General features: G+C 66.5%; 20 protein-coding genes. 6 read left to right on the top strand and 14 right to left on the bottom strand.

Annotated elements, in window-relative coordinates; all coding sequences use genetic code 11:
- Position 1 precedes the first annotated feature (1 nt).
- Both AC6RIC_RS17950 and AC6RIC_RS17945 read left to right on the top strand, forming a co-directional pair.
- Positions 2-1,678, top strand: a complete 1,677-nt coding sequence (locus tag AC6RIC_RS17950; protein ID WP_499733340.1) for an acyl-CoA dehydrogenase family protein — start codon at positions 2-4, stop codon at positions 1,676-1,678.
- A 205-nt stretch (positions 1,679-1,883) separates the two neighbouring features.
- Positions 1,884-2,618, top strand: a complete 735-nt coding sequence (locus tag AC6RIC_RS17945; RefSeq protein WP_499733339.1) for an SIMPL domain-containing protein — start codon at positions 1,884-1,886, stop codon at positions 2,616-2,618.
- Between the two features lie 10 nt (positions 2,619-2,628).
- Here the strand turns inward: AC6RIC_RS17945 and AC6RIC_RS17940 are convergent, their stop codons facing one another.
- From AC6RIC_RS17940 to AC6RIC_RS17925, 4 genes are all read right to left on the bottom strand, one after another.
- On the bottom strand, positions 2,629-3,534 hold the full coding sequence (locus AC6RIC_RS17940) for a DMT family transporter (protein WP_454657501.1): 906 nt from the start codon (positions 3,532-3,534) through the stop codon (positions 2,629-2,631).
- Positions 3,531-4,571 (bottom strand): aspartate carbamoyltransferase, encoded by a 1,041-nt coding sequence (locus AC6RIC_RS17935; RefSeq protein WP_454657500.1) that lies wholly within the window; start codon positions 4,569-4,571, stop codon positions 3,531-3,533. Before AC6RIC_RS17935 ends, AC6RIC_RS17940 begins: the two co-directional genes overlap by 4 nt.
- A gap of 49 nt (positions 4,572-4,620) precedes the next feature.
- Positions 4,621-6,564: a putative bifunctional diguanylate cyclase/phosphodiesterase gene (locus tag AC6RIC_RS17930; protein ID WP_499733338.1), complete on the bottom strand. Its 1,944-nt coding sequence runs from the start codon at positions 6,562-6,564 to the stop codon at positions 4,621-4,623.
- Positions 6,565-6,694: 130 nt separating this feature from the next.
- The gene (locus tag AC6RIC_RS17925; RefSeq protein WP_499733337.1) at positions 6,695-8,650 is read right to left on the bottom strand and encodes a bifunctional 2',3'-cyclic-nucleotide 2'-phosphodiesterase/3'-nucleotidase; all 1,956 of its coding nucleotides are present in this window, start codon (positions 8,648-8,650) and stop codon (positions 6,695-6,697) included.
- A gap of 113 nt (positions 8,651-8,763) precedes the next feature.
- On the opposite strand from AC6RIC_RS17925, the gene AC6RIC_RS17920 reads away from it, so the two are divergent.
- On the top strand, positions 8,764-9,390 hold the full coding sequence (locus AC6RIC_RS17920) for a glutathione S-transferase family protein (RefSeq protein WP_499733336.1): 627 nt from the start codon (positions 8,764-8,766) through the stop codon (positions 9,388-9,390).
- Between the two features lie 95 nt (positions 9,391-9,485).
- On the opposite strand, the gene AC6RIC_RS17915 is transcribed toward AC6RIC_RS17920, so the two are convergent.
- From AC6RIC_RS17915 to AC6RIC_RS17880, 8 genes are all read right to left on the bottom strand, one after another.
- Entirely contained in the window at positions 9,486-10,343 is an 858-nt protein-coding gene (locus tag AC6RIC_RS17915; RefSeq protein WP_499733335.1) for an HTD2 family dehydratase, read from the bottom strand.
- Entirely contained in the window at positions 10,340-11,485 is a 1,146-nt protein-coding gene (locus AC6RIC_RS17910) for a CaiB/BaiF CoA transferase family protein (protein ID WP_499733334.1), read from the bottom strand. The genes AC6RIC_RS17915 and AC6RIC_RS17910 overlap by 4 nt, the downstream gene beginning before the upstream one ends.
- Before the next feature lie 210 nt (positions 11,486-11,695).
- Positions 11,696-12,820, bottom strand: a complete 1,125-nt coding sequence (locus tag AC6RIC_RS17905) for a zinc-dependent alcohol dehydrogenase family protein (protein WP_499733333.1) — start codon at positions 12,818-12,820, stop codon at positions 11,696-11,698.
- 77 nt (positions 12,821-12,897) lie between these two features.
- Positions 12,898-13,635, bottom strand: a complete 738-nt coding sequence (locus AC6RIC_RS17900; protein WP_499733332.1) for an ABC transporter ATP-binding protein — start codon at positions 13,633-13,635, stop codon at positions 12,898-12,900.
- 11 nt (positions 13,636-13,646) lie between these two features.
- Positions 13,647-14,390 carry an ABC transporter ATP-binding protein gene (locus AC6RIC_RS17895; protein ID WP_454657492.1) on the bottom strand — a complete coding sequence of 248 codons (744 nt, stop codon included), beginning with the start codon at positions 14,388-14,390 and terminating at the stop codon, positions 13,647-13,649.
- A complete protein-coding gene (locus AC6RIC_RS17890; protein ID WP_454657491.1) occupies positions 14,387-15,391 on the bottom strand; it encodes a branched-chain amino acid ABC transporter permease in 1,005 nt (334 codons plus the stop codon). Before AC6RIC_RS17890 ends, AC6RIC_RS17895 begins: the two co-directional genes overlap by 4 nt.
- Positions 15,388-16,266 (bottom strand): branched-chain amino acid ABC transporter permease, encoded by an 879-nt coding sequence (locus tag AC6RIC_RS17885; protein WP_499733331.1) that lies wholly within the window; start codon positions 16,264-16,266, stop codon positions 15,388-15,390. Before AC6RIC_RS17885 ends, AC6RIC_RS17890 begins: the two co-directional genes overlap by 4 nt.
- Positions 16,267-16,434: 168 nt before the next feature.
- Positions 16,435-17,571, bottom strand: a complete 1,137-nt coding sequence (locus AC6RIC_RS17880; RefSeq protein WP_454657489.1) for an ABC transporter substrate-binding protein — start codon at positions 17,569-17,571, stop codon at positions 16,435-16,437.
- Between the two features lie 260 nt (positions 17,572-17,831).
- Here AC6RIC_RS17880 and AC6RIC_RS17875 point away from each other — a divergent pair, with 260 nt between their 5' ends.
- Entirely contained in the window at positions 17,832-19,097 is a 1,266-nt protein-coding gene (locus tag AC6RIC_RS17875) for an alkyl sulfatase dimerization domain-containing protein (protein ID WP_499733330.1), read from the top strand.
- Positions 19,098-19,275: 178 nt separating this feature from the next.
- Here the strand turns inward: AC6RIC_RS17875 and AC6RIC_RS17870 are convergent, their stop codons facing one another.
- The gene (locus tag AC6RIC_RS17870) at positions 19,276-19,797 is read right to left on the bottom strand and encodes a DUF4142 domain-containing protein (protein ID WP_499733329.1); all 522 of its coding nucleotides are present in this window, start codon (positions 19,795-19,797) and stop codon (positions 19,276-19,278) included.
- Positions 19,798-19,936: 139 nt separating this feature from the next.
- On the opposite strand from AC6RIC_RS17870, the gene AC6RIC_RS17865 reads away from it, so the two are divergent.
- On the top strand, positions 19,937-20,692 hold the full coding sequence (locus AC6RIC_RS17865) for a hypothetical protein (protein ID WP_454657486.1): 756 nt from the start codon (positions 19,937-19,939) through the stop codon (positions 20,690-20,692).
- 54 nt (positions 20,693-20,746) lie between these two features.
- On the opposite strand, the gene AC6RIC_RS17860 is transcribed toward AC6RIC_RS17865, so the two are convergent.
- Positions 20,747-21,748 carry a tyrosine-type recombinase/integrase gene (locus AC6RIC_RS17860; RefSeq protein WP_499733328.1) on the bottom strand — a complete coding sequence of 334 codons (1,002 nt, stop codon included), beginning with the start codon at positions 21,746-21,748 and terminating at the stop codon, positions 20,747-20,749.
- Between the two features lie 73 nt (positions 21,749-21,821).
- Between AC6RIC_RS17860 and AC6RIC_RS17855 the strand changes: the two genes are divergently transcribed.
- Positions 21,822-22,052: a hypothetical protein gene (locus AC6RIC_RS17855; protein WP_499733327.1), complete on the top strand. Its 231-nt coding sequence runs from the start codon at positions 21,822-21,824 to the stop codon at positions 22,050-22,052.
- Positions 22,053-22,127: the final 75 nt, after the last annotated feature.

Raw genomic sequence — 22,127 nt, 5'->3', positions numbered from 1 at the left:
CATGAACGCCAATACGGCCGCAAAGGCTGAGAATCGGGCGAACGCGATCACGCTGATCGCGGCGGCGCTGCCTGGCTTTGAGACCCTGTTCAAGGAAGCCGTTGCCGCAGTGCGGCAGAAGGTGCTCGTCGACGGCCGGATTTCCTCCGCCCGGCTGGAGGCCGAGCAGCACGCCGCTCATGGCCTGTCCTGGCTTGCGACCTATGTCACGGCCCTGCGCGAGCTCAAGGCCTATGGCGAACGCCTCGAGGCGGAAGCGCGCTACGGCGCCGTCGAGGACTACGCCCTGCGCATCGGCGCCGGCGAATATGCCGCCCAGATCTTCGGCGGCATTCCGATGAGCCAAGGCGAAATCCTCCGCTTGCCGGCGCTCGGCCTCTCGCAGAAAGCCGTGGCCGCTGCTGCTTCGGATGCCGTCGATGCCCTGATCGCCGATGGCAATACCCCCGAGAACCGCGCCCGCTTCGTCGCGCTCTTCAGTCAGGACCAGGGCGCCGCCAGCATCGGCGATACCGGTCTCGACGAGACGTTGGAGGCGATCCGCTCGGAGATGCGCCGCTTCTGCGCCGCCGAGGTGACGCCGCACGCCCATGAATGGCATCTGGAGAACGAGTACATCCCGATGCCGGTGGTCGAGAAGATGGCCGAGCTCGGCGTCTTCGGCCTGACCATCCCCGAGGAATTCGGTGGCATGGGCCTGTCGAAGGTTTCGATGTGCGTCGTCTCGGAGGAGCTCTCGCGCGGCTATATCGGCGTCGGCTCGCTCGGCACCCGTTCGGAGATCGCGGCCGAGCTGATCCTCTGCGGCGGCACGCCCGAGCAGAAGGAGAAGTGGCTGCCGAAGATCGCCTCCGGCGAGGTTCTGCCGACGGCGGTCTTCACCGAGCCCAATACCGGCTCCGACCTCGCCTCGCTGCGCACCAAGGCCGTGAAGGAAGGCGATGTCTGGAAGGTCAGCGGCAACAAGACCTGGATCACCCACCCCGTCCGCGCCGACATCATGACGCTGCTGGTGCGTACCGATCCGACGGAGCCCGGCTACAAGGGCCTCTCGATGCTGATCGCCGAGAAGCCGCGCGGCAGCGATGCGGATCCGTTCCCGATCGCAGGGCTGACCGGCGGCGAGATCGAGGTGCTCGGCTATCGCGGCATGAAGGAATACGAGCTCGCCTTCGACGGCTTCGAGGTGAAGGGCGAAAACCTGCTTGGCGGCGTGCCCGGCCAGGGCTTCAAGCAGCTCATGCAGACCTTCGAGGCAGCCCGAATCCAGACCGCGGCCCGCGCCATCGGCGTGGCGCAATCGGCCTTCGATCTCGGCTTGCGCTATGCGCAGGAGCGCATCCAGTTCGGCAAGCCGCTGATCGCCTTCCCGCGTGTCGCCGACAAGCTCGCGATGATGGCGGCCGAAATCCTGATCGCGCGTCAGCTCACCTATTTCGCCGCCCGCGAGAAGGACGCCGACCGGCGCTGCGACCTTGAAGCGGGCATGGCCAAGCTCCTCGGCGCCCGCGTGGCCTGGGCGGCGGCCGACAACGCCTTGCAGATCCATGGCGGCAACGGCTTCGCGCTGGAATATCCGGTGAGCCGCGTGCTCTGCGACGCCCGCATCCTCAACATCTTCGAAGGCGCGGCCGAGATCCAGGCGCAGGTGATCGCGCGGCGGTTGGTCGAGGAATAGAGCATTTTCGAGCGAAGTGGCCGCCGGTTCGCGTGAAGAAAATGCGTTGAAACAAAATGCCAGCGCATGTCCGCATGCCCGTGTTCCACGCGGACATGCGCTGGTCGGCGCGGCGGCCTGTCGCGCCGCATCGTGATAATTTCGCCAAGATGTCCCGGCTCGGATGCGTCGCCGGCCGATGGAGGCCGGGTCAACAGGAGACATCATGTCGAATCGCCTTGCCTTTGCTCTGGCCGGAACCGTGCTCGTCGGCGCGGCGGCCTTGCTGTCCGTCCCCGCTGCAGCCCAGCAAAGCCCGTCGCAGCCCAGCCCGCGCATCAGCGTGACCGGGGAGGGCGAGGTGAATGTCGCGCCGGACATGGCGATCCTGAACCTCACCGTCCTGCGCGAGGCCGAGACGGCGCGCGCCGCGCTCACCGCCAATAACGATGCGATGAAGCAGGTGCTGGCCGCGCTCAAGGAAGTCGGCGTCGCCGAGCGCGATCTCCAGACCTCGGGCCTGAGCATCCAGCCGCGCTATGCCCAGCCGGGCAAGGACCGCAGCGGCGAGCCGAAGATCGCGGGCTACAGCGTCAGCAACGCGCTGACCGTCCGGGTCCGCAACCTCGCAGATGCCGGTGGCATCCTCGACAAGGCGGTCGGGCTCGGCGTCAACCAGGGCGGCGGTATCGCCTTCGTCAAGGACGACATGAAGCCGACCCTGACCGAGGCGCGCAAGCGCGCGGTCGCCGATGCGGTGGCGCGGGCCAAGACCCTGGCCGAGGCGGCCGACGTCAAGCTCGGCAAGATCCTCTCGATCGAGGAGCAGTCGATCATGCCGCGCCCGATGCCCTATGGCGGCGCCGTGCGCATGGCCGCCAGCGATGCCGCCGTGCCGCTGGCCAGCGGCGAGAACACCTACCGGACGCAGGTCAACGTGATCTTCGAGATCGCGCCCTGAAAACCTGAACTCAAGCGCGCCCGGCCTGTTCCGGGCGTGGCTTCGCAGCCGCCGAAACCGGCAGGCTGGTGATGATGACGCCGCAGAGCACCCAGAGCCCCGGCAGCAGAAGCTCTGCCGGCGGTAGCTCTGCCAGCAAAAGATAGGCCGCGAGCGTGATCAGTGGCACGCGCAGCGTGTCGGCGCTGCAGAGTTGTAGCGGCGAAGCGTGGCGCGAGGCATTGGCGAGCGCCGCCTGCGAGACGAAGCCGCCGACGATGAGCGCGAGCACAGCGCCGCCGATGACAGCGAACTCGGGCAGCGCGAAGGCCAGCCGATAGGGCTGCCGCGGCGGCGACCACTGTTCCGGTACGAAGAACCAGAGCAGCAGATAGAGCGGCAGTTGGATGGCGTGCATCAGCAGCACGATGGACAAGGTGCTGCGCTGCGCCGCCAGTCGGGCCAGCATGAGATTGGTTGTGGTCAGCATCGCGACGGCGCCGATGGCGATGGCGAGGTCACGGCTGGGGACGGCGTCCAGCCTGAACACCAGGAGCCCGATTCCGGTCGCGAGCACGGCAAGGCCGACCGTTGCACCGATACCCGGCCGGCGGCGCAGGGTCAGGAAGAGTAGTAGCGCGGCGAAGAGCGGGCCCGAGAACTCGATCGTGGTCACCAGCGCGAGCGGCAGATGCGCCAGGCTCCAGATCAGCGCGAGCGAGCCGGCGAGGTGCAGGACGCTGCGGACGACATCCTCGCGCAGCTTCGGGGGAATGATGGCGCGGCGCTGCTCGGCCTCGCCCGCCCAGACGGCAGCGCCGGCGATGGCGAGGCTGCCGACCGAGCGCAGAAGGCCGATCTCGATGACGGTGAGATAACCGGAGAGCAGGCGGATCGAGAGGGCGATCGCGAGATAGGACGCGAGATAGGCGCTCATCCACCCGAGGAAGATCGGAAAGCCTCGGCCTGCCCCGTCCAGGGAATGCCCAGCAACATGCGCTCCAGGATGGCCATTCGCATCGGCACGGAGAGCTGGACCTGACGGAAATAGCCTGCGTTCGGGAGGCTGTCGCATGAGGTGTCGAGCTCCGAGAAGCGCGGAAGAGGGTTGAGGATCAACGTGTCTGAACGGGCGTCGAGAACCTTGCGGGCAGTCAGGGTGAAGGGTTCGCTCTCTTTTTCCTTGTCCACGGCCTCGTTGCCGAGGGAGGCATGGGCGAATTTGCTCATGTCCTGCATCTGGATGCTGAGCACGTCGTGGTCGAGCGTATGGCGGATGTCGTGGACGAGGCCGACCTGCGAGCCGAGATCGGCGAGGACAGTCATCGCCTCGCGCATCGCCGGGTTGATCGGCGTATCCGGCAGGCAGCACAGCGTGAAGCGTTTCGGCGGGGAGAGGCGCAGCATCTTCACGAAGGAGATCGCGAAGCGCGCGCGCGAGTCGCTCGACAGCGCGATGCTGAGATTCTCGATCGCACCGCGCATCTGCCGGATCGCGAAGATGTCGACGAGGGCCTGGGTCGGATGCTCGTCGGCGCCGTTGCCGGCATTGATCACCGGCAGGTAGCTCAGGCGCCCGACGCGATAGGGCATGTCCTCCAGATGCGAGCGCACGATGAGCAGGTCGCTGTAGAGCTCGACGGTATGGATATGGTCCTCGATCGACTCGCCGGTCGCGGTGCCCATGCGGCTGCGATCGGTGTCGTAGGCGTCGATCGACTGGTGGCCGAGCCGCGCAGCCGCCGTCTGGAAGCCGAGGCGCGTGCGCGTGCTGCGCTGGTCGAACAGGGTGGCGATCACCTTCGGCCGGCGGCGCGGGGCCGGCGGCTGCTCGGGCAGGGGCAGGCCGGCCTTCTCCAGTTCTTCCTCATGCAGATGCCGCTCGGCGCGTTCGATGATGTCGTCGAGGTCGAAGCGCGACACGGCATCGGCGCTCAGCAGATCCTTTCCGCTCGGATAGTTCGGGCGTTGCATCAGCTGCCTCTGGCCTCCGGCTCGCGCGGTCGTCTGCGTCCGGGGCGTATCAGGCAACCTGACTGAAGCGGCCCGGCTTGCGCGAGCCGGAGCGCGAGCGCGCCGACCCCATCCGCCCCGTGGGAACACGGTTGCCGATCATGGGCAGCAAATCGGCCGCTGTCATCGGCCGGGCGAAGATATAGCCCTGAATGCCGTGGACGGCGTGCTTTTCGATGACGGTGAGCTGCTCCTGCGTCTCCACGCCCTCGACGATCAGGCGCAGCTTCAGGTCATGCGCGAGCTGGGCGATCGCGTTCATCAGCGAATCCGCCTTGCGCGAGGTGCCGATCTCCTGGGTGAAGGCCTGGTCGATCTTGATCGTGTCGATCGGCAGATGCGCGAGATAGCTGAGCGAGGAATAACCCGTGCCGAAATCGTCGAGCGCGATCCGCACCCCGAGCGCACGCAGCGCCACGAGCCGAGAGACGACATGGTCGGGATCGTCGATCAGCGAGCTCTCGGTGATCTCGATCGTCAGGCGCTGGGGCTCGATGCCGCTCATCCGCAGCAAGGCCTCGACGACGCCGACGATGTCATGGCCATGGTCGAACTGGCGGGCCGAGACATTGACGCTGACGCCGACGCTGCGTGGCCAGGACAGGGCCGACCGGATCGCCTCGCCCAGCACCCAGGAGCCCAGCACCGTGATGAGTCCGGTCCGTTCGGCCAACGGGATGAAGATTTCGGGGCTGACCATGCCGCGGCGCGGGTGGCGCCAGCGCAGCAGTGCCTCCGCCATGGTCGCGGTGCCGGAGCGCGGGTTGTAGATCGGCTGGAAATGCAGCTCGAACTCGCCGCGGCGGATCGCGTCGCGCAGCTCGGTTTCGAGCGCCACGCCGTCTTCATGCTCGTTGCGGATCGCGTCGGTATACATGACGAAGCGATTCCTCCCGTCGAGCTTGGCTCGGTAGAGGGCGATGTCGACACATTTCAGGGCCTCGTCGATCGAGGCGGCGCAGCCGGCGGGCGCGATGCCCATGCTGGCGGTGGCGGTGATGTGGCGCCCGCCGATGACGCGCTGGCCGGCGAGCATCATGATGAGCCGGGCGGCAAGCGCACTCGCGCCCTCGGCATCGCGCGAAGTCGCGACCATGAACTCGTCGCCGCCGGTGCGCGCCGCGATGTCGCCGACGCCGAGCTCGGCGAGCAGCGTCTCGCTGAAGCCCTGCAGCAGCGCGTCGCCGATATCATGTCCGAGGCTGTCATTGATGCTCTTGAAGCGGTCGATATCGATCGAGATCAGCGTGACCGGGCGGCCGGATGCCGCCATCTGCCTGATCTCGCGCATGAAGCCGCGACGGTTGTAGAGGCTGGTGATCGTGTCGTTGATCGCGAGGTGCTCGAGCTCCCGCATCGTGCGCAGGCGGGCGAGGAAGATCTTGTGGATCATCTGGGCGCTGGAGAAGGTCAGGACGGTGGTGAGCAGGACCGAAAGGCCGATCACCAGATAGGCGGGGTCGCGCGTCCAGAGCAGCGCCAGTGTGAACGGCGTCGCCGCAGCCAGCACCTGCACGCGGGTGATCACCGGCCGCGAGCTGTTGCGCCCGGAGATGCCGGCGAGATAGCCGATCGTCTGGGCGATCGCGAGAGCGGCGACGGGCTCGTAGGTGTAGCGCAGGATGGCATAGCAGCCATAGGCCGAGATCAGGCTGGCGGTCGACCAGGCACCGGCCATGGCGAGGTTTTCCAGCCTGCCGATCTGGCTTTCGGTGGCCGTGGCGAGTTGGATGCCCTTGTAGTAGCGATGCGACAGATAGCGGAACACGCCGATCGCGACCATAACCGCCGCCATGACGTGGAAGGCGATGTCGCCGCCGGTCAGCAATGCGCTCGCCACCATCACCGCCGCGACCGTGACGGTGCCGATGAAGATCGTTCCGGGCGTGGCATAGAGCGCTGCCACCAGCTCCGATTTCATCGCGCTGTCGGTCTCGTGAACGTCGACGATCATCAGGCGTTCCGTCGCTATGTCTGCTTGTCGTTTGGCCTACCCGCTATTCTCGCTAAAAATCTATTAAAGAACTGTATGTCGCTTTGGCGGTTTCGCCGACAAATCATCAATCGTGGCGGATATCGGGAGCTCAGCCGCGTAGCCGGTACTTGGCGAAACCTTCCGGCCCGTCTCCGGCCGGCTCCGCCTTCAGTCCTTCGGGCAGCTTGCCTGCCGCCGCGGGCGAGGTCAGGAAGGTCGCATGGACGCCGGCGGGCAGGGGCGCTAGCGACCAGTTGCCGTCGGTCTTCGGATCGATCGTCTTCTTGCCGAGGATATGGCGCACGATGACGTCGCGGTTGAGATCGGGTGCCTCCAGCACCACCGTCGTCCTCGTGCCCGGGAAGTTGCCGCCGCCGGAAGCGCGGTAGTTATTGGTGACGATGAGGAATTCCGTCTTCTCGTCGATCGGCTCGCCGGCAAAGGCAAGATCGAGAATGCGGTGTGCGTCCGGTGCGACGAGCTTGCCGTCATTGTCGTAGCGCGAGGCCTGCGTGACATCGATCCGATAGGTTACGCCGTCGATCACGTCGAAATTGAAGGCGGGGAAGGCGGGGTTGATCAGCGACTGCTCGTCGCTCTTTGCAGGGTCGATGCGGTTGAAGATGCCGGCAGAGCGCTCCAGCCACTCCCTCACGTCGGATCCGCTCACTTTCACGATCTGAACCGTATTCGGATAGAGATAGATATCGGCGATGTTCTTCAGCGCCAGCGGCCCGGCGGGAATGTCGGTGTAGAAGGAGGAGCCCGAGCGCCCGCCCGACTTGAACGGCGCCGCCGCCGAGAGGATCGGCAGGTTCTTCCAGCGCGTCTGCGCCATCAGCGGCTTGGCATAGGCGATCTGCGCCTCGGCGACGATCTGGATGGAAGGATCGTCCGCCACCAGCGCGAAATAGGAGTTGATCGGCGCGGCCGTGCTGCCCACCGGCTCGCGCATGTAGGTCAGCGTCGCCTCGTGGTCGGCCTTGACCGCGGCCAGGACCGCGGGTTCCGCGGCCGCTTTCGGTACGATCTTGCGGTCGGGCGTGCGCTCGTAGATCGGTTTCGCCTCGACCTTGAAATCGGCGATCTTCCAGCGCTCGCCACGCTTCTCCAGTTCGAGATCGACGATGCCGAGATGTGATCCCCAGAAGCCGGGCTGGCAGGCCGGCTTGCCGTTGAGCGAGCCCTTGACGTTGTCGACGCCGGCAATGCCGTCGAAGGACTTGCCGCCGGGAAAGACCAGATGCTGATGCCCGGTCAGGATGACGTCGATGTCCTCGACCTTCGAGAGGTGGAGCGCCGCATTCTCCTCCATGCCGCGCCGCGTGCCGCCCGCGATGCCGGAATGGCAGAGGGCGATGACGAGGTCGGGCTGGGCGTCGCGCAGGCCGGGCATGTGCTTTTCGGCGGCATCGACGATATCGGTCGCGATGAGCTTGCCGTCGAGATGGCCCTTGTCCCATTGCATGATCTGCGGCGGCACGAAGCCGATCACCCCGATCTTGAGCACATGCCGGTTGCCGGCTTCGTCCTCGAAGCTCTGCTCGAACAGGCGCCAGGGATCGACCAGCGAATAGCCTCCGATGCGCTCGACATTGGCGCAGACCATCGGGAAATCGGCCTTGGCGAGGCCGTGGTCGAGAAACTCCAGCCCGTAATTGAACTCATGGTTGCCGATCGTGCCGCAGAGATAGGGCAGGGCGTTCATCGCTGCGAGCATCGGATGGGTGTCGCCGGCCTTGAGCCCCTTCTTGTAGGCGATGTAGTCGCCGAGCGAGGAGCCTTGCAGGAAATCGCCGTTGTCGAAGAGCAGGCTGTTCTTCGCATCCGCTTGCGCCGCCTTGATCAGGCTCGCGGTCTTGGCGAGGCCGACCGTGTCGTCCGGACCGTCGCGGAAATAGTCGTAAGGCATGATGTTGACGTGGAGATCGGTGGTCTCCAGCACGCGCAGCTTCAGCTTCGTCGGGGCTTGCGCGGCGGCCATCCCCGGCAAGACGGCACTGGCGGTGATCGCGGCTCCGGCCTTGAGCGTCTCGCGACGGTTGAGACGATGATCCCTTGCCATGCCCGGCTCCCGCTATCCTTGCCGGGACAGGACGTTAGCATTGCGGCGCGGCCGTGACAGCGGGAAGATGGCCGGCTCGCCCGGCATTCGAAAGATGGTGAACGGAAACCGCGATGATCCTGATCGGCCAATATGACTCGCCCTTCGTCCGCCGTGTCGGCATCACGCTCGTGCTCTACGGCGTGCCTTTCGAGCATCGGCCCTGGTCCGTCTTCGCCGACGGCGAGAAGGTCAGGGTCTTCAATCCGCTGATGCGGGTGCCGACACTGGTGCTCGACCACGGCGAGGTGCTGTTCGACAGCGCGGGCATGATCGATGCGCTCGACGATCTCGCCGGGCCGGAACGCGCGCTCTGCCCGCGCAGCGGTCCACTGCGACGCCAGACCCTCTCCGTCGTCGCGCTCGCGATGGGAGCGGCCGAGAAGGCGGTCAGCCTGTTCTACGAATTGCGCCTGCACGAGCAGGTCTCGGCGGTCTGGTCGGAGCGCTGCCGCGGCCAGATCCTCTCGGCGCTCGCCGCCCTCGAGCGCGATCGCGCCGGCCGCACGACGCCCTACTGGCTCGGCGAGGCGTTGGGCCATGCCGATATCGCGGCAGCGGTGGCGTTGCGCTTCATCACCGAGGCGCATCCGGGACTGGTCGATGCCGCTGCCATACCGGCCCTTGCGGCCCATGCCGCAGGATTGGAGGCGCTGCCGGTCTTTGCCGAGATATCGCAGCCCTTCGTCGCGCCTGCTTGAGGCGTCGAGCCAATGGTCGAGCCCACCTTTGTCATTCCGGGTTCGCGCCTGCGGCGCGCCCCGGAATGACAAAGGGGGGCAAGTCAGCAGGAAGATTAATCAGCCGGGCGGTGGAAGCCTTCCATGCGCACGCGCCCGTCGACGCCCTCGGTCCAGCCCTTGACGCTGCCATCGGCCAGCCGCCTCGCCTTCACCCGGAAGACGTCGCCGGCGATCAGCGGGCTCAGGCCCCGGTAGTCGAGCCGGATCGGCGCGCCATCCGTCAGCGTCGTCAGGATGTTGGCGATCAGCGTCGCCTGGATCGGCCCGTGTACGACGAGGCCCGCATAACCCTCCGTCCCGGTCGCATAGGGGACATCGTAGTGGATGCGGTGGCCGTTGAAGGTCAGGGCCGAGTAGCGGAACAGCAAGAGCGGGCTGCCCTCGACCTCCCAGACGAGATCGGCCGGCTCGCCATCGGATGCCGGGCCAGACGCTCCGGTAGGAGAGGCGCCGGGCTGCGCCGCCTCGCGATAGACGATGTCGTGTCGCTCGCGCAGGGCCACGCCGCGCTCGGTCACGTAGTCATGATGGACGGCGACGAAGCAGAGCGGGCCGCTGCGCCCCTCCTTGTAGGCGATGTCGCCGATCCGGGAGCGCCGGATGACATGGTCGCCTTCGCGCAGCGGCGCCAGCGTCTCGATCCGCCCGCCAGCCCACATCCGCCGCGGTAGCGGCACCGGCGGCAGGAACTCGCCCTTGGCGGCATGGCCGTCCGGCCCGCAGGCGTCGATATCCGAGATCGGCGGCGCCAGGCACCAATGCAGCGCCAGTGGCGCCTCGCCCGAACCATGAGCCGCGAGATGGCGGCCGAAGGTGGCCGTGAAGCTCTGTACCAGCCGCGGCGTGACGATGTCCTGCGCTTCCTCGGTCCTGCCGGTCCAAGTGGCGAGCCGGGCGATGTCGATGCTCATGACGGGCTTTCCTCGGTCTGGCGGGCGAATTCGGCGCGCAGTGCCGCATCGTGCTGGCCCAGCGCCGGCACCGGCCGCATCGCGACCCGCTTCCCATCGACGACCGCCGAAGGCGCCAGCACTTCGACCGACCCATTCGGCGTCGGCACGGGCAGGGCGGTTGCGGCGGGATGGTCGATCAATCCGCCGATGCTGGAGACCGTGCCGTAGGCGATCGCATGCCGATCGAGCGCCGCAGTGACATCGGCGAAGCGCCGCCCGCCGAGCCGCGTCTGCACCTCACCATCGAGCAGGGCACGCTCCTTCACCCGCAGCACATTGGAGGCGAAGCGCGGATTATCGGCCAGTTCCGGACTTTCCAGCACCTCGCGGGCGAAGACCTGCCATTCCCGCTCGCTCTGGATCGAGACCAGCACCTCGCCGTCGGCGAGCGAGAACACGCCATAGGGTGCGATCGAGGGATGGGCGAGCCCGACGCGCGCCGGCTCTATGCCGCCATAGCGGCGCGTCAGATAGGGCACGTTCATCAGCTCGGCGAGCGTGTCGAACAGCGACAGCGCAATCGCCGAGCCCGCGCCTGTCCGCGCTCGTTTCAGCAGCGCTTCGAGAATCGCGGCATAGGCCGCCTGTCCGGTCGCGATATCGGCGATCGAGACGCCGATGCGCGAGGGGCCGGAATCGGCGGTGCCGGTGATGGCGGACAAGCCCGATTCCGCCTGGATCAGCAGGTCATAGGCCTTGCGCCGCTCATGCGGCGTGCCCGGCGCATAGCCGGAGATATCGCAGGTGATGAGGCGGGGATGACGCTGCCCGAGCGTAGCGCTGCCGAGCCCGAGCCGCTCAGTGGCACCGGGCGCCAGGTTCTGGATGAAGATATCGGCCGACGCGATCATCACCTCGACCAGCGCGAGATCGTCAGGCTGGCGCAGGTCTACCCGGCAGGATTCCTTGCCCCGGTTGATCCAGACGAAATAGGAGGACTGGCCCTTGGCGAAGCCGTCATAGCCGCGCGCGAAATCGCCCTCCGGCCGCTCCAGCTTGATGACGCGCGCACCGGCATCGGCGAGCTTGCAGCTCGCGACCGGCGCGGCCACCGCCTGCTCCAGCGCGACCACGACGATACCTTCCAGCGCATTCGACATCAGTATTCCCCAGACAGTCGAGAGAGGAAGAGCGCCCCGGCGCGGCCGAGTCAAACGCGAACGGCTGGTTCGTGCGTGATAGGGTCTCCCGAGTGATTGAAACGCGGCACTTGCGAAGCCGACGCAGCTTGAATCAATCTGTCACGAGCGGGCGCTATGTCGTTGATACGGCGATGAAAGGGTTGCTTCCCAAACCTCGCTCCAGCTGCGTCACATCCTGACGATGTGGCGGATCGTGCGGCCTTCGTGGAGCGCATCGAAGCCTTCGTTGATCTCGTCGAGGCTGCCCGAGCTGGTCCAGAGCTTGTCTACGGCCAGCCGGCCGCGCTGGTAGAGCTCAATGAAGCGCGGGATATCGCGCGAGGGCACGCAGGAGCCGACATAGGAGCCCTTCAGCGTCCGCTCCTCGGCGACCAGCCGGACCGGCGAGAGCGACAGTGTATGAGCGGGGTTGGCCAAGCCGGCCGTCGTCGTCGTGCCGCCGCGCCGCGTGATCTGGTAGGCGAGATCGAGCGCCTTGACCGAGCCGGCCATTTCCAGCCCGTGATCGACGCCGCCCTTGGTCGCTGCACGAATGGCTTCGACCGCATCGGGCGTGTCGGCCTTGAAGGCATCGGTCGCGCCCAGCGCCAGCGCCAGATCGAGCTTGTCCTGCGCAAGATCGACCGCGATGACACGCGAGGCGCCGCAAGCGATGGCGCCGAGCAGGGCCGAAAGCCCGACGCCGCCGAGCCCGACCACGGCGACCGTCTCGCCGGCCTTGATCCGCGCCGTGTTCACGGCGGCGCCGACGCCGGTCAGCACCGCGCAGCCGAACAGGGCCGCGATCTCGTGCGGGATATCGGCCTCGATCTTGACCAGCGAGCGGCGCGAGATCACCGCATGCTCGGCGAAGGCGGAGACGCCGATATGGTGATGCACCGGCTGGCCATGCGTCGAGAGCCGCCGCCCGCCGCCGAGCATCTCGCCGCGCCCATTGGCGGCATTCCCGGGCTCACAGAGGGCAGGGCGTCCCTCGGCACAGGGCGCGCAATGTCCGCAGGAGGGCACGAACACCATCACGACGCGGTCGCCGGGCTTGAGATCGTCGACGCCTTCGCCGGTTTCGACCACTTCGCCGGCCGCCTCATGACCGAGCACCATCGGCACCGGGCGGAGACGATTACCGTCGATCACCGAGAGGTCGGAATGACAAAGGCCGGCGGCGCGGACACGGACGAGCACCTCGTCGCGGCCGGGCGGGGCGAGATCGAGTTCCTCGATCCGCAGCGGGCGGCTCTGCGCATAGGGCGCGGCAACCGGGCTGGCGTTCAGGACGGCGGCGCGAATCTTCATGGGTGGGCTCCGGTCTCGGTATCCGCCGCCATCCCGACAGGAGAGGGCGCCACTGTCAAAGCCTGACGCCTGCGCCGTCAGGCCGCGTCGGTCAGCGTGCCGCCGAGGAAGAGCTGTCCGATGCGCGGATCGGCCAAAATCTCCGCCGCCGGCCCCTGCATGCGGGTGCGGCCAAGTTCGAGCACGAGGCCCTCGTCGGAAATCTCCAGCGCCGAGCGGGCGTTCTGCTCGACCATCAGGATCGAGACGCCTTTGGCCCGAAGGTCTTTCAGGATGCCGAAGGTCTCCTGCACCATGAGCGGCGACAGGCCGATCGAGGGCTCGTCGATCAGCACGAGCTTGGGGTCGAGCAGCAGGCCGCGCACGATCTCGAGCTGCTTCTGCTCGCCGCCGGAGAGCGTCGAGGCCTGCTGGTCGGCCTTGCGACGGAGCGCCGGGAAGCGGTCGAGCGCCGCTTCAAGCCGCTGCGGCATGTCGGTGATCCCCGCGCCGGCGGCGACGGTGCCGAGCTCGATATTGTGGCGCACCGAGAGCTCCGGGAAGATGTTGCGCCCTTGCGGGACATAGCAGATGCCGGCTTCGAGGAGCTTGCGCTGGCTCCAGCCGGTGATGTCCTGCCCATCGAAGCGGATGCGGCCCTCGCGCAGCTTGAGCAGGCCGAAGATCGCCTTGAGCACGGTCGATTTGCCGGCGCCGTTCGGCCCGATGACGGTGGTGATCGCGCCGCGCTTCACCGCGAACGAGGTGCCGTTCAGGATGGTCATAGCGCCATAGCCGCCGACCACGCCGTCGAGTTCGAGGATCGGTGTGCTCATCGCTGCGCTCCTCAGTGTCCCAGATAGGCCTCGATGACGGCCGGATTGGCGCGGACCTCGGCCGGCGTGCCTTCGGCCAGCACCTTGCCCTCGGCCAGCACGATCACGCGTGTGCAGAGCGACATCACGAAATCCATGTTGTGCTCGATCACGACGAAGGTCGCGCCCTGTTCGGCGTTGATCGCGCGCAGCCGCTCCTTGAGATCGCCGAGCATGGTCAGATTGACCCCGCCGGCCGGCTCGTCGAGCAGCACGAGGCGCGGGCCGGCCATGAAGGCCATCGCGGCGTCGAGCAGCTTCTGTTGGCCATAGGACAGGCCGCCGGCCTTGGCGTCCGCCAGATGGCCGAGCTTGAAGAAGCCGATCATCTGTTCGGCCTTGTCGGACAGGCCGGCATCGCGCGCGCCGAACAGCCGGCCGAGCATCGAGCCCTGATGCTCCTGGCCCGCGAGGATCAGGTTCTCGCGCACCGAGAGTTCCGGGAAGACCTGCAGGAGCTGGAAGGTGCGGCTGACGCCGAGCCGGTTGAGCGCGGACGGACGCATATTGGTGACATCGCGGCCGTCGAGCCTCACCGCGCCTTGCGATGGTTCGAGCTGGCCGAGGATGCAGTTGAACAAGGTCGACTTGCCGCAGCCGTTCGGCCCGATGATGCCGAGGATTTCGCCTTCGTTCACCGAGAAGGAGACGCCGTTCACGGCCTTGATGCCACCGAAGGCCTTGTGCAGGTCGTGAACTTCGAGGACCGGGCTCATCGCGCGCCTCCGGTCTTGCGCCGGAGCGCATTCCAGCCGCGTTCGATCAGGCCGCTGACGCCCTGCGGGCAGATGACCAGCAGCGCGAGCACGATCGCGGCGAAGATGATCAGGTAGAGCGAGCCGGCGAAGCGCAGCCATTCCGGCAACACGACGCCGAGCAGCGCGCCGACGAAGGGGCCGAAGAGATAGCCGGCCCCGCCCGCGACCACCATCAGCAGCAGGAACAGGCTTTGCGACAGCGAGAAGGGCGAGGGGTCGATGAACTCGACCAGCGGCGCATAGAGCGCGCCCGCGAAGCCGCCATAGGCCGAGCCGATGGCGAAGGCGAGCAGCGTGTAGGCGCGGGTATCGATGCCGAGGCTCGCGGCTCGCACCGGGTTCTCGCGCAGGGCCGTGAAGGCACGGCCCCAAGGGCTGCGGATCAGCCACCACAGCTTGAGCGACAGGATCAGTGTGACCACGACGACGAAGCGGTGGAATTCCAGCGCGCCGAACAGCTTGATGCCGAAAAAGTCCGGCCGATTGATGTTGGAGATGCCGAAGACGCCGCCGGTCAGCCATTGCTCGTTACGCAGCACCAGCCAGATCAGCGTCGAGAAGGCGAGCGTGACGAAGGCGAGGTAATGCGTGCGGACACGCAAAGCCGGGAAGCCGAGCAGCAGGCCGACCGCGAAGGTCAGGAGGCCCGAGAGCGCGAAGGCGGCATACCAGCTCACCCCGTATTTTGTGGTCAGGATCGCGGTCGTATAGGCGCCGAGCCCCATGAAGGCAGCCTGCGCCAGCGAAGTCTGGCCGGCATAGCCCAGCGTGAGGTTGAGCCCCATCACGCCGATGCTCATGACGAGCCAGAGCGACAGCACATAGGTGCCGTAGCGGCCCATCCCGACCGGCGCGAACCAGAGGATGATGGCGCCGAGGATGAGGCCGATCAACGCGGCATCGATCCGGCCGGTGGCGCGGCGCGGGGCCACGGAATTCTGGACGGCGGGGGCGCTCATACGCGGCGCTCCTCCTTGCGGCCCATCAGTCCTTCCGGCTTGATCAGGATGATGGCGACGAGCAGCACCAGCGGCACGGCCAGCCGGTACTGCGTCGAGATGTAGGCTGCCGCCAGCGAATCCGCGACGCCGATCAGGATGCCGCCGACGAGCGCGCCGCGCACCTGGTTGAAGCCGCCGACGATGGCGGCGATGAACGCGAAAAGGCCGATGGTCTCGCCATTCGAGAACTTCGCCAGATAGATCGGCGAGATCAGAAGCGAGGCGACGACCGCGAGCGCGGCATTGAGCAGGAAGGTCAATAGTACCATCCGCTCGACCGGGATGCCGAGGATGCGCGCCACCGTCGGGTTCTGCGCGGTCGCCTGCATCTGCCGGCCGAGCCGTGTGCCGCCGACGAACCATTGCAGCAGGCCGATCGCGGCGAAGGCGACGACGATGATCGCAAGGTGCTGCAGCGAGATCGAGGCGCCCAGCAGATTGATCATGTCGGTCGGCACCAGCGAGGGGAAGCTCTGCGCCTCTGCCGAGAAGCCGTCCTTGGCGCCTTCCTTCATCACGATCGACAGCGCCATGGTGGCGATGGCGAGCGGCAGCACGCCGTGCTTGATCATCGGATCGACCACGACGAGCTTGAAGCCGGCGCCGAAGATCAGCAGGAAGACCGCGATCCCCAGCAGTCCGCCGACCCAGAGCGGCAGGCCGAAGAGCTTGACCGCGAGCAGGATCAGCACGGCCGGCAGCATGACGAATTCGCCCTGCGCGAAGTTGATCGTCTGCGAGGTCTGCCAGACCAGCGTGAAGCCGATCGCGGCGAGCGCATAGATCGCGCCCGTGGCGATGCCGGCAATGAGATAGGCGATGAATTCGGCCATGCGATATGCGCTCGGTTGGAGAGCGTTTCGTGTTCAATCAGCGTGCGTCATCCCGGACGCAGCGAAGCGGAGCTCCGGGATCCATACAGCCGCGACGCCCTTCGATGGATCCCGGATCGAGCGCTGCTCGCCCGGGATGACGTCGAGGATGAGTTCGCCGCTGGCCGCTTACGGCTTGATCCGGGGCAGGGTGGTGTTGATCACCTGCTTGCCGTTGACGACCTCAGCGAGGAAACTCTCGCGGTCGAGATCGCCGTTCTGCTCGATCACGGTGTCGATCAGGATGCCCGGCTCCTCGCTCGCCTTGATGGTCGCGCCGCGCAGCGTGTCGGCGAGGCCCTTCTTGTCGAGCTTCTTCTGCTTCTCGGTCGCCCATTTCACCATGAACACGGCCATGTAGCCTTTCACGCCGTTATGGTCGGAGGCGAAGCCGTATTTCTCGCGGTAGCGCTTGCCGAATTCCTGCAGAGCGGGGATCGGGGCATCGGTCGAGAGGCCGACATGGCCCTTGGCGCCGTTGGCGGCGTCGCCCGCGAGCTCCAGCACCTTGGCGCCGAGCAGGGTCGTCTCGCCGATCATCGGCTTGGTGATGCCCTGCTGCTTGGCGGCGCGCAGGAAGCGGGCGCTCTCTTCCTCGTTCAGATAGACGAAGACGGCATCGGCATTGGCGTTCTTCACCTTGATCGCGTCGGCGGTGAAATCGGCCTGGCCCTGCTCGGTCGAGACGTCGACGGCGACCTTGATGCCGGCCTTCTCGAGTTCGGGCAGGATAGCGTCGCGGCCGCCCTTGCCGAAGTCGTTATTCACCCAGACCACGGCGATCGAGCCGGCCTTGACGGTGTCCTTCAGGTATTTGGCGATCTTCGGCATCGCCGCCGTCTGGCTGAGCGAGGTCCGGAAGATGTAGGGGTTGCCCTGCTTGGTGAAGCCAGCCGCCTCGCCGCCGACGATCTGCGCGACTTCGGCGCGCTGCGAGATCTGCATGGAGGCGCCGATCGGGCCTGAGAAGATCGGTCCGAGGATGGCATAGGCGCCCTCGTCGATGCCGCGCTGCACGGCGGCGCGGGTGTTCCCCGGATTGGTCTGCGTGTCGTAATGGACGATCTCGACCTGCTTGCCGAGGATGCCACCCTTCGCATTGATGTCGGCGGCGGCCATGTCGGCGCCGTTCTTCCAGTTGGTGCCGGCGGCGGCACCCGCGCCCGACAACTCGATGACGTCGACCAGCTTGACCTTGTCCTGTGCCTGCGCGGGCAGGCTGAGCGTGGCGCCGAGTGCGACGGCCATGACCCAGAGCGATTTCATTTCCTGTTCCTCCCGGACGATTCTTGTCGCATGCGCGGTCTTGGATAGCCGCGGCGCCCGCCCGCTTCTTGCCGGGCTTTGGGGCGGGATGTCCAGAGCTCGTAACCTGCGGTACGGCCGAGACTTCCGCTTTGCCGGGGATTGCGCGGCAGCGCTGACCGTTCCGTCCGCTGACGCCTGCTGTCAGCATGCGGCCGGTTCGGCCTGTCGCGGCCGGCGGTTGATGCTAAACAGGGGAGGGCTTTGCCGGAGGATGCCGCATGAAACAGGACCCGTTGTTCGAGCGTCTCTGGGATGGTTCCGCCGCGATGGAGGAATGGACGGCTGCAGTCTCGCATGGCGCGATCACGCAGGTGGACGACAACATCATCACCGTCCACACCACGTATTTCTGCGGCAGCGTGACGGCGATCCGCACGCCGGAAGGCCTCGTGCTGATCGATACGGCCAAGCCCGACACCGCCCGGCAGACGCTCGACGTCATCCGCTCCTGGGACGATGGCCCGATCCACACCGTGATCTTCACCCATGGCCATATCGACCACACCAGCGGCATCAAGCTGATCGACGAGGAGGCGGATGCGCGCGGATGGCCACGTCCGCGCATTGTCGCCCATCGCAATGTCGCTCGGCGCATGCAGCGCTATGTCGACTCGCACGGCTTCAACAGCCTCGTGCAGAGCCAGCAGTTCAACATGCCGGGCTACGTCTACCCGATCGGCCAGCGCCGCCCGGACGAGGTCTATGACGACACCCTGTCGCTGACGATCGGCGGGGAGGGGCTCGAACTCTTCCACGGCCGCGGCGAGACGGATGACGCGACCTTCGTCTGGCTGCCGGAGCGGCGCGTGCTGGCGAGCGGCGATTTCGTCATCTGGGTGTTCCCCAATGCCGGCAATCCCCGCAAGGTCCAGCGCTACGCTGCCGAATGGGCGCAGGCGCTCCGGCGGATGGAGGCGCTCAAGCCGGAAACGCTGATCCCCGGCCACGGCCCCGTCGTCTTCGGGGCGGAGCGGGTGGCGCGTATGCTGAGCGACGGCGCCGAGGCATTGGAGCATCTCGTCCGCGAGACACTGGCGCTGATGAACGCCGGGGCGACGCTCGAAGACGTCCTGAGCAAGGTCAAGGTGCCCGCGAGCTATCTCGCGAAGCCCTATCTGCTGCCGAAATACGACGATCCGGAATTTCTCGTCCGCAGCATCTATCATCTCAATGCCGGCTGGTTCGACGGTAACGCCGCCCACCTGAAGCCGGCCCGCACCGCGGAGCTGGCCGCCGAGCTTGCCGATCTCGCCGGCGGCGCCCGCAAGCTCGCCGCGCGCGCCGAGGCTCTGGCCGGGCAGGGGCAGAACCGGCTCGCCGTGGCCTTGGCCGAACTCGCGGCCGCGGCCGTGCCTGACGATCCGCAGCTCCAGGCAATCCGCGCAGCAACGCTGCGCAAGCTCATCGACAGCGAAAACTCGCTGATGGGCAGAGCTTTCCTCGCTGTCTACGAGCGCGAGGCCGGGGGGCGCTCGAAGGTCTGATGGCGGTCCACTTTGTCATTCCGGGGCTTCGCGGAGCGAAGAACCCGGAACCCACGACCGGGTGAACGGCCAACAACCGCGCGTCAAGCGCCTCGCCAAGTCGTGGGTTCCGGGTTCGCACCTGGGTTGCGCCACGGAATGACAATGGTCTTCGCCTCGCGAAGAGGTGGCTACATTCCTATGGCGAGACCGCCAATTCCTGGGACTTGCGATCGAGTTCGCGGAACAGCGGCAGTGACTGCGTCGCGAAGCGCTTCAGTTCGGCATCGTCGCCCTCGCTGGCATAGCGCTCCATCAGCAAGGCGGCTTCGTGATGCGTGCTGCGCTGGATTTCGACATAGGCTCTGTCGAAGTCGGACCCCTGCTTGTCGGTGAGACCGCGCAGCAGGTCGAGCCGGCGCCCGTCCGGCCGGTCGGGCAGGGCGATGTCCGAACGCTTGGCGACGATCCGACGCAGGCCGCTGGTCGCCGCGCCCTGCCTGCTGGTCAGAGCGTGCGCGAAATCCTTGATCGCGGGCGAGCTGGTCTTGTGCAGCGCCAGCGTCGCCGCCTCGATCCCGAACATCTGTACAATCGCCGTCTGGCGCACGAATTCCTGGGCCGGAACCGGCGATTGCGCCTGCACCGCCGAGCCGAACAGGACGAGGCCGGCAAAGCCGCGCAGCAACGCCCGCCGAGAATGATGAAGTATCTGGGGCATGCTCGGGGAACGGAATAGCCGCGGCGAGGTTCCATGGGCGGCATGCCGGGCGCCGGTGCGTTCAGGCGCCTTGTCCCACCTGGCCTGCTGCGATAGCAGGAGCCCGATACGCTTGCTGCCCGGATGCAGAGGAAGTCCCATGCCGACCACCGTCGAGACCATCAGCGATGCGCTGGTGAAAGCCCGCCGCGAGCGTTCCCTGGCTGAGATCGCGGGACTGCCGGTGCCGGCGACCCTCTCCGAGGGGCTCCTCGCGCAGGCGGCGGTCGGCAAGGCGCTGGGCCTGCCCGAGGCCGGCTGGAAGGTCGGCATCGCCGAGGACGGCACGGCGGTTGCCGGCCTGATGCCCGGTCCTTATCTGGCCCCCGGCGATGTCTATGGCGGCGCGATCGGTGCGGAACTGCGCATCGAGATCGAGATCGCGCTCCGGCTCGCCCGCGACGTGCCGTTCCGTCCGGCTCAGGCTTATTCGCGCGCCGAACTGCTCGCCTGCTGCGACAAGGCCTATCTCGGCATCGAGATCGTCGAGAGCCGCCTCGCCAACTGGTCCGGCAATGTCGCCTTTCCGCTCTGGCTTGCCGATGCGATGGGCCATGGCGGCTATGTGATCGGGCCGGAACTCGACATCGCCACGCTCGATGATCTGGCCAGCCTCGGTTGCTTCATCTCGCTCAACGGCGTGACGATCTACGACCAGCCGGCCGTGCACGGAAACGGCGATCCGATGACACCCTTCCTCGCCTGGGCGAACCGCAAGAGCGATGATCTCGGCAGCCTGAAGGCAGGCCAGATCGTGACCACGGGCAGCCTCTGCGGCGGCGTGCTCTCGCCCGGAAAGGGCGAGGTCGTGACCCGGCTTTCGCCGCTCGCCACCGTGACCTTAACCCTTCGTTAGCGTCCACATCGGCGTCAGGTCCTATTTCTACGGGGTTTTCGGCCTAAAGATTTTTCACGCGTTATCAGTTTTTGCAGACGGGCGTTCTTCGCCCGTTCCGCGCGCCGCCAATCGCTGGTCGATATGGCGGCTGTATTTCATCACCATCTGGATCGACATGCCGACCATGGCCGCGATCTGCTGATGGTTCTTGCCTCTGATCCGCTCGTCACAGACCTTGGTGGCGCGCAGGTCATGGGGGGTGAAACCTCGGAGGGCCGCCCCTTCTTCGGTCGCCGCGAAAGCATTCCAAGCTTTGCGGAACGCGCTGTCGGTGTACCGGCGCCCCTGCGTGGTGGTCACATAGGTCGAGGCGGGAAATTGCTTCCAGCTATCGATCAGGGCCGCCTCTTCGACCCGCAACGGGCTCCAATGGGGCTTGTCACCAAGCTTCGTGATGGTGTGCTGCAATCCGTCCTGATCGCGGTCTGCGGGCCTAAGTCGGACCACGTCCGAGATCCGCTGCCCGGTGGCGCGCCCTAGGACGGCATAGCGACGCAGCGCAAGAGGAGCGGCATCGGATGTGATGGCGTCCCATGCGGCTTGCGACAGAGGCTTGGCCTCGTCCGGCTCCTCGTCCATGGCGTCGATTTCGCGAGCCGGATTGTCGCTGCGTAGTCCGGTCTGCACCGCCAGCTTCATCAGGGCTCGGACTTGGACGAGCACCAGATTTCCCATTGATGGGCGAGAGGCGAATTCCGCGCGCAAGGCAAGCACGCCAGCGACTGTGATGGCAGCCGGGTGCAGATCCCCCCACGCATTAATAACGTGGTTCAGCGCAGCCTCGTATGTCTCGACGGTCCGCGGGCGGTGCTTCAGCCATTCAGGCTGCGACTTGTAGGTATCGATCAGCGTCCGCATCGTGTCGCCAGCCGGGCGCGCGTCGCCCGTCAGCTTCGCGATGGCTTCCCAAAACTCGCGTGTGCCGTACTCAGGCAGCTTCGTGCGGGGGCCGGCATCTGGCTTCCCGCGCCGATCCTGATGGTACCAGTAGACGGTGCCCGTCTTGCTGATCACACGGGTGACACCCTTAGGCAGCGACACGACTACGGCCCTTCGTGACATTGCGAGCTCCTATGACTGAGGGGTCATGGTGCTGCGCCTCTGGATTGCCGGCAAGGCGTTCCTCCAAGGACGGCCAATGCCACCTGATGATCTGCCCGCGGTCGATCTGGGGTGGCGGGATGAACCCGGCGCGCAGCCAGGTATCGAAGGTGTCGACGCTGATCATCAACATTTCGGCTGCTGTCTTGCGATCGACGAAAACGGGCTGAGCGGGGAGGCGGGTCATCGCGCCTCATTCCCGATATTGGCGACATAGACCGCCAAGTCGTCGACCTCGCGGAACCACTCGCCGTTGAACCCTACATTCGAGAGCTTTCGAGCGCCGTCGACC

The sequence above is a fragment of the Allobosea sp. TBD101 genome (genome assembly GCF_059817965.1).
Note: the sequence above shows the minus strand (reverse complement) of the source record. Positions and strands in the feature narration are given on the sequence as shown.

Coding starts and splice junctions, on each gene's coding strand:
- AC6RIC_RS17915 (WP_499733335.1), bottom strand. CDS start 10,343: ATGAGCATCGACATCGCCCGGCTCGCCACTTGGACCGGCAGGACCGAG.
- AC6RIC_RS17880 (WP_454657489.1), bottom strand. CDS start 17,571: ATGAAATCGCTCTGGGTCATGGCCGTCGCACTCGGCGCCACGCTCAGC.
- AC6RIC_RS17950 (WP_499733340.1), top strand. CDS start 2: ATGAACGCCAATACGGCCGCAAAGGCTGAGAATCGGGCGAACGCGATC.
- AC6RIC_RS17930 (WP_499733338.1), bottom strand. CDS start 6,564: ATGATCGTCGACGTTCACGAGACCGACAGCGCGATGAAATCGGAGCTG.
- AC6RIC_RS17900 (WP_499733332.1), bottom strand. CDS start 13,635: ATGAGCACACCGATCCTCGAACTCGACGGCGTGGTCGGCGGCTATGGC.
- AC6RIC_RS17870 (WP_499733329.1), bottom strand. CDS start 19,797: ATGCCCCAGATACTTCATCATTCTCGGCGGGCGTTGCTGCGCGGCTTT.
- AC6RIC_RS17910 (WP_499733334.1), bottom strand. CDS start 11,485: ATGTCGAATGCGCTGGAAGGTATCGTCGTGGTCGCGCTGGAGCAGGCG.
- AC6RIC_RS17875 (WP_499733330.1), top strand. CDS start 17,832: ATGAAACAGGACCCGTTGTTCGAGCGTCTCTGGGATGGTTCCGCCGCG.
- AC6RIC_RS17925 (WP_499733337.1), bottom strand. CDS start 8,650: ATGGCAAGGGATCATCGTCTCAACCGTCGCGAGACGCTCAAGGCCGGA.
- AC6RIC_RS17890 (WP_454657491.1), bottom strand. CDS start 15,391: ATGAGCGCCCCCGCCGTCCAGAATTCCGTGGCCCCGCGCCGCGCCACC.
- AC6RIC_RS17935 (WP_454657500.1), bottom strand. CDS start 4,571: ATGCAACGCCCGAACTATCCGAGCGGAAAGGATCTGCTGAGCGCCGAT.
- AC6RIC_RS17885 (WP_499733331.1), bottom strand. CDS start 16,266: ATGGCCGAATTCATCGCCTATCTCATTGCCGGCATCGCCACGGGCGCG.
- AC6RIC_RS17905 (WP_499733333.1), bottom strand. CDS start 12,820: ATGAAGATTCGCGCCGCCGTCCTGAACGCCAGCCCGGTTGCCGCGCCC.
- AC6RIC_RS17865 (WP_454657486.1), top strand. CDS start 19,937: ATGCCGACCACCGTCGAGACCATCAGCGATGCGCTGGTGAAAGCCCGC.
- AC6RIC_RS17920 (WP_499733336.1), top strand. CDS start 8,764: ATGATCCTGATCGGCCAATATGACTCGCCCTTCGTCCGCCGTGTCGGC.
- AC6RIC_RS17940 (WP_454657501.1), bottom strand. CDS start 3,534: ATGAGCGCCTATCTCGCGTCCTATCTCGCGATCGCCCTCTCGATCCGC.
- AC6RIC_RS17945 (WP_499733339.1), top strand. CDS start 1,884: ATGTCGAATCGCCTTGCCTTTGCTCTGGCCGGAACCGTGCTCGTCGGC.
- AC6RIC_RS17855 (WP_499733327.1), top strand. CDS start 21,822: ATGGTGCTGCGCCTCTGGATTGCCGGCAAGGCGTTCCTCCAAGGACGG.
- AC6RIC_RS17895 (WP_454657492.1), bottom strand. CDS start 14,390: ATGAGCCCGGTCCTCGAAGTTCACGACCTGCACAAGGCCTTCGGTGGC.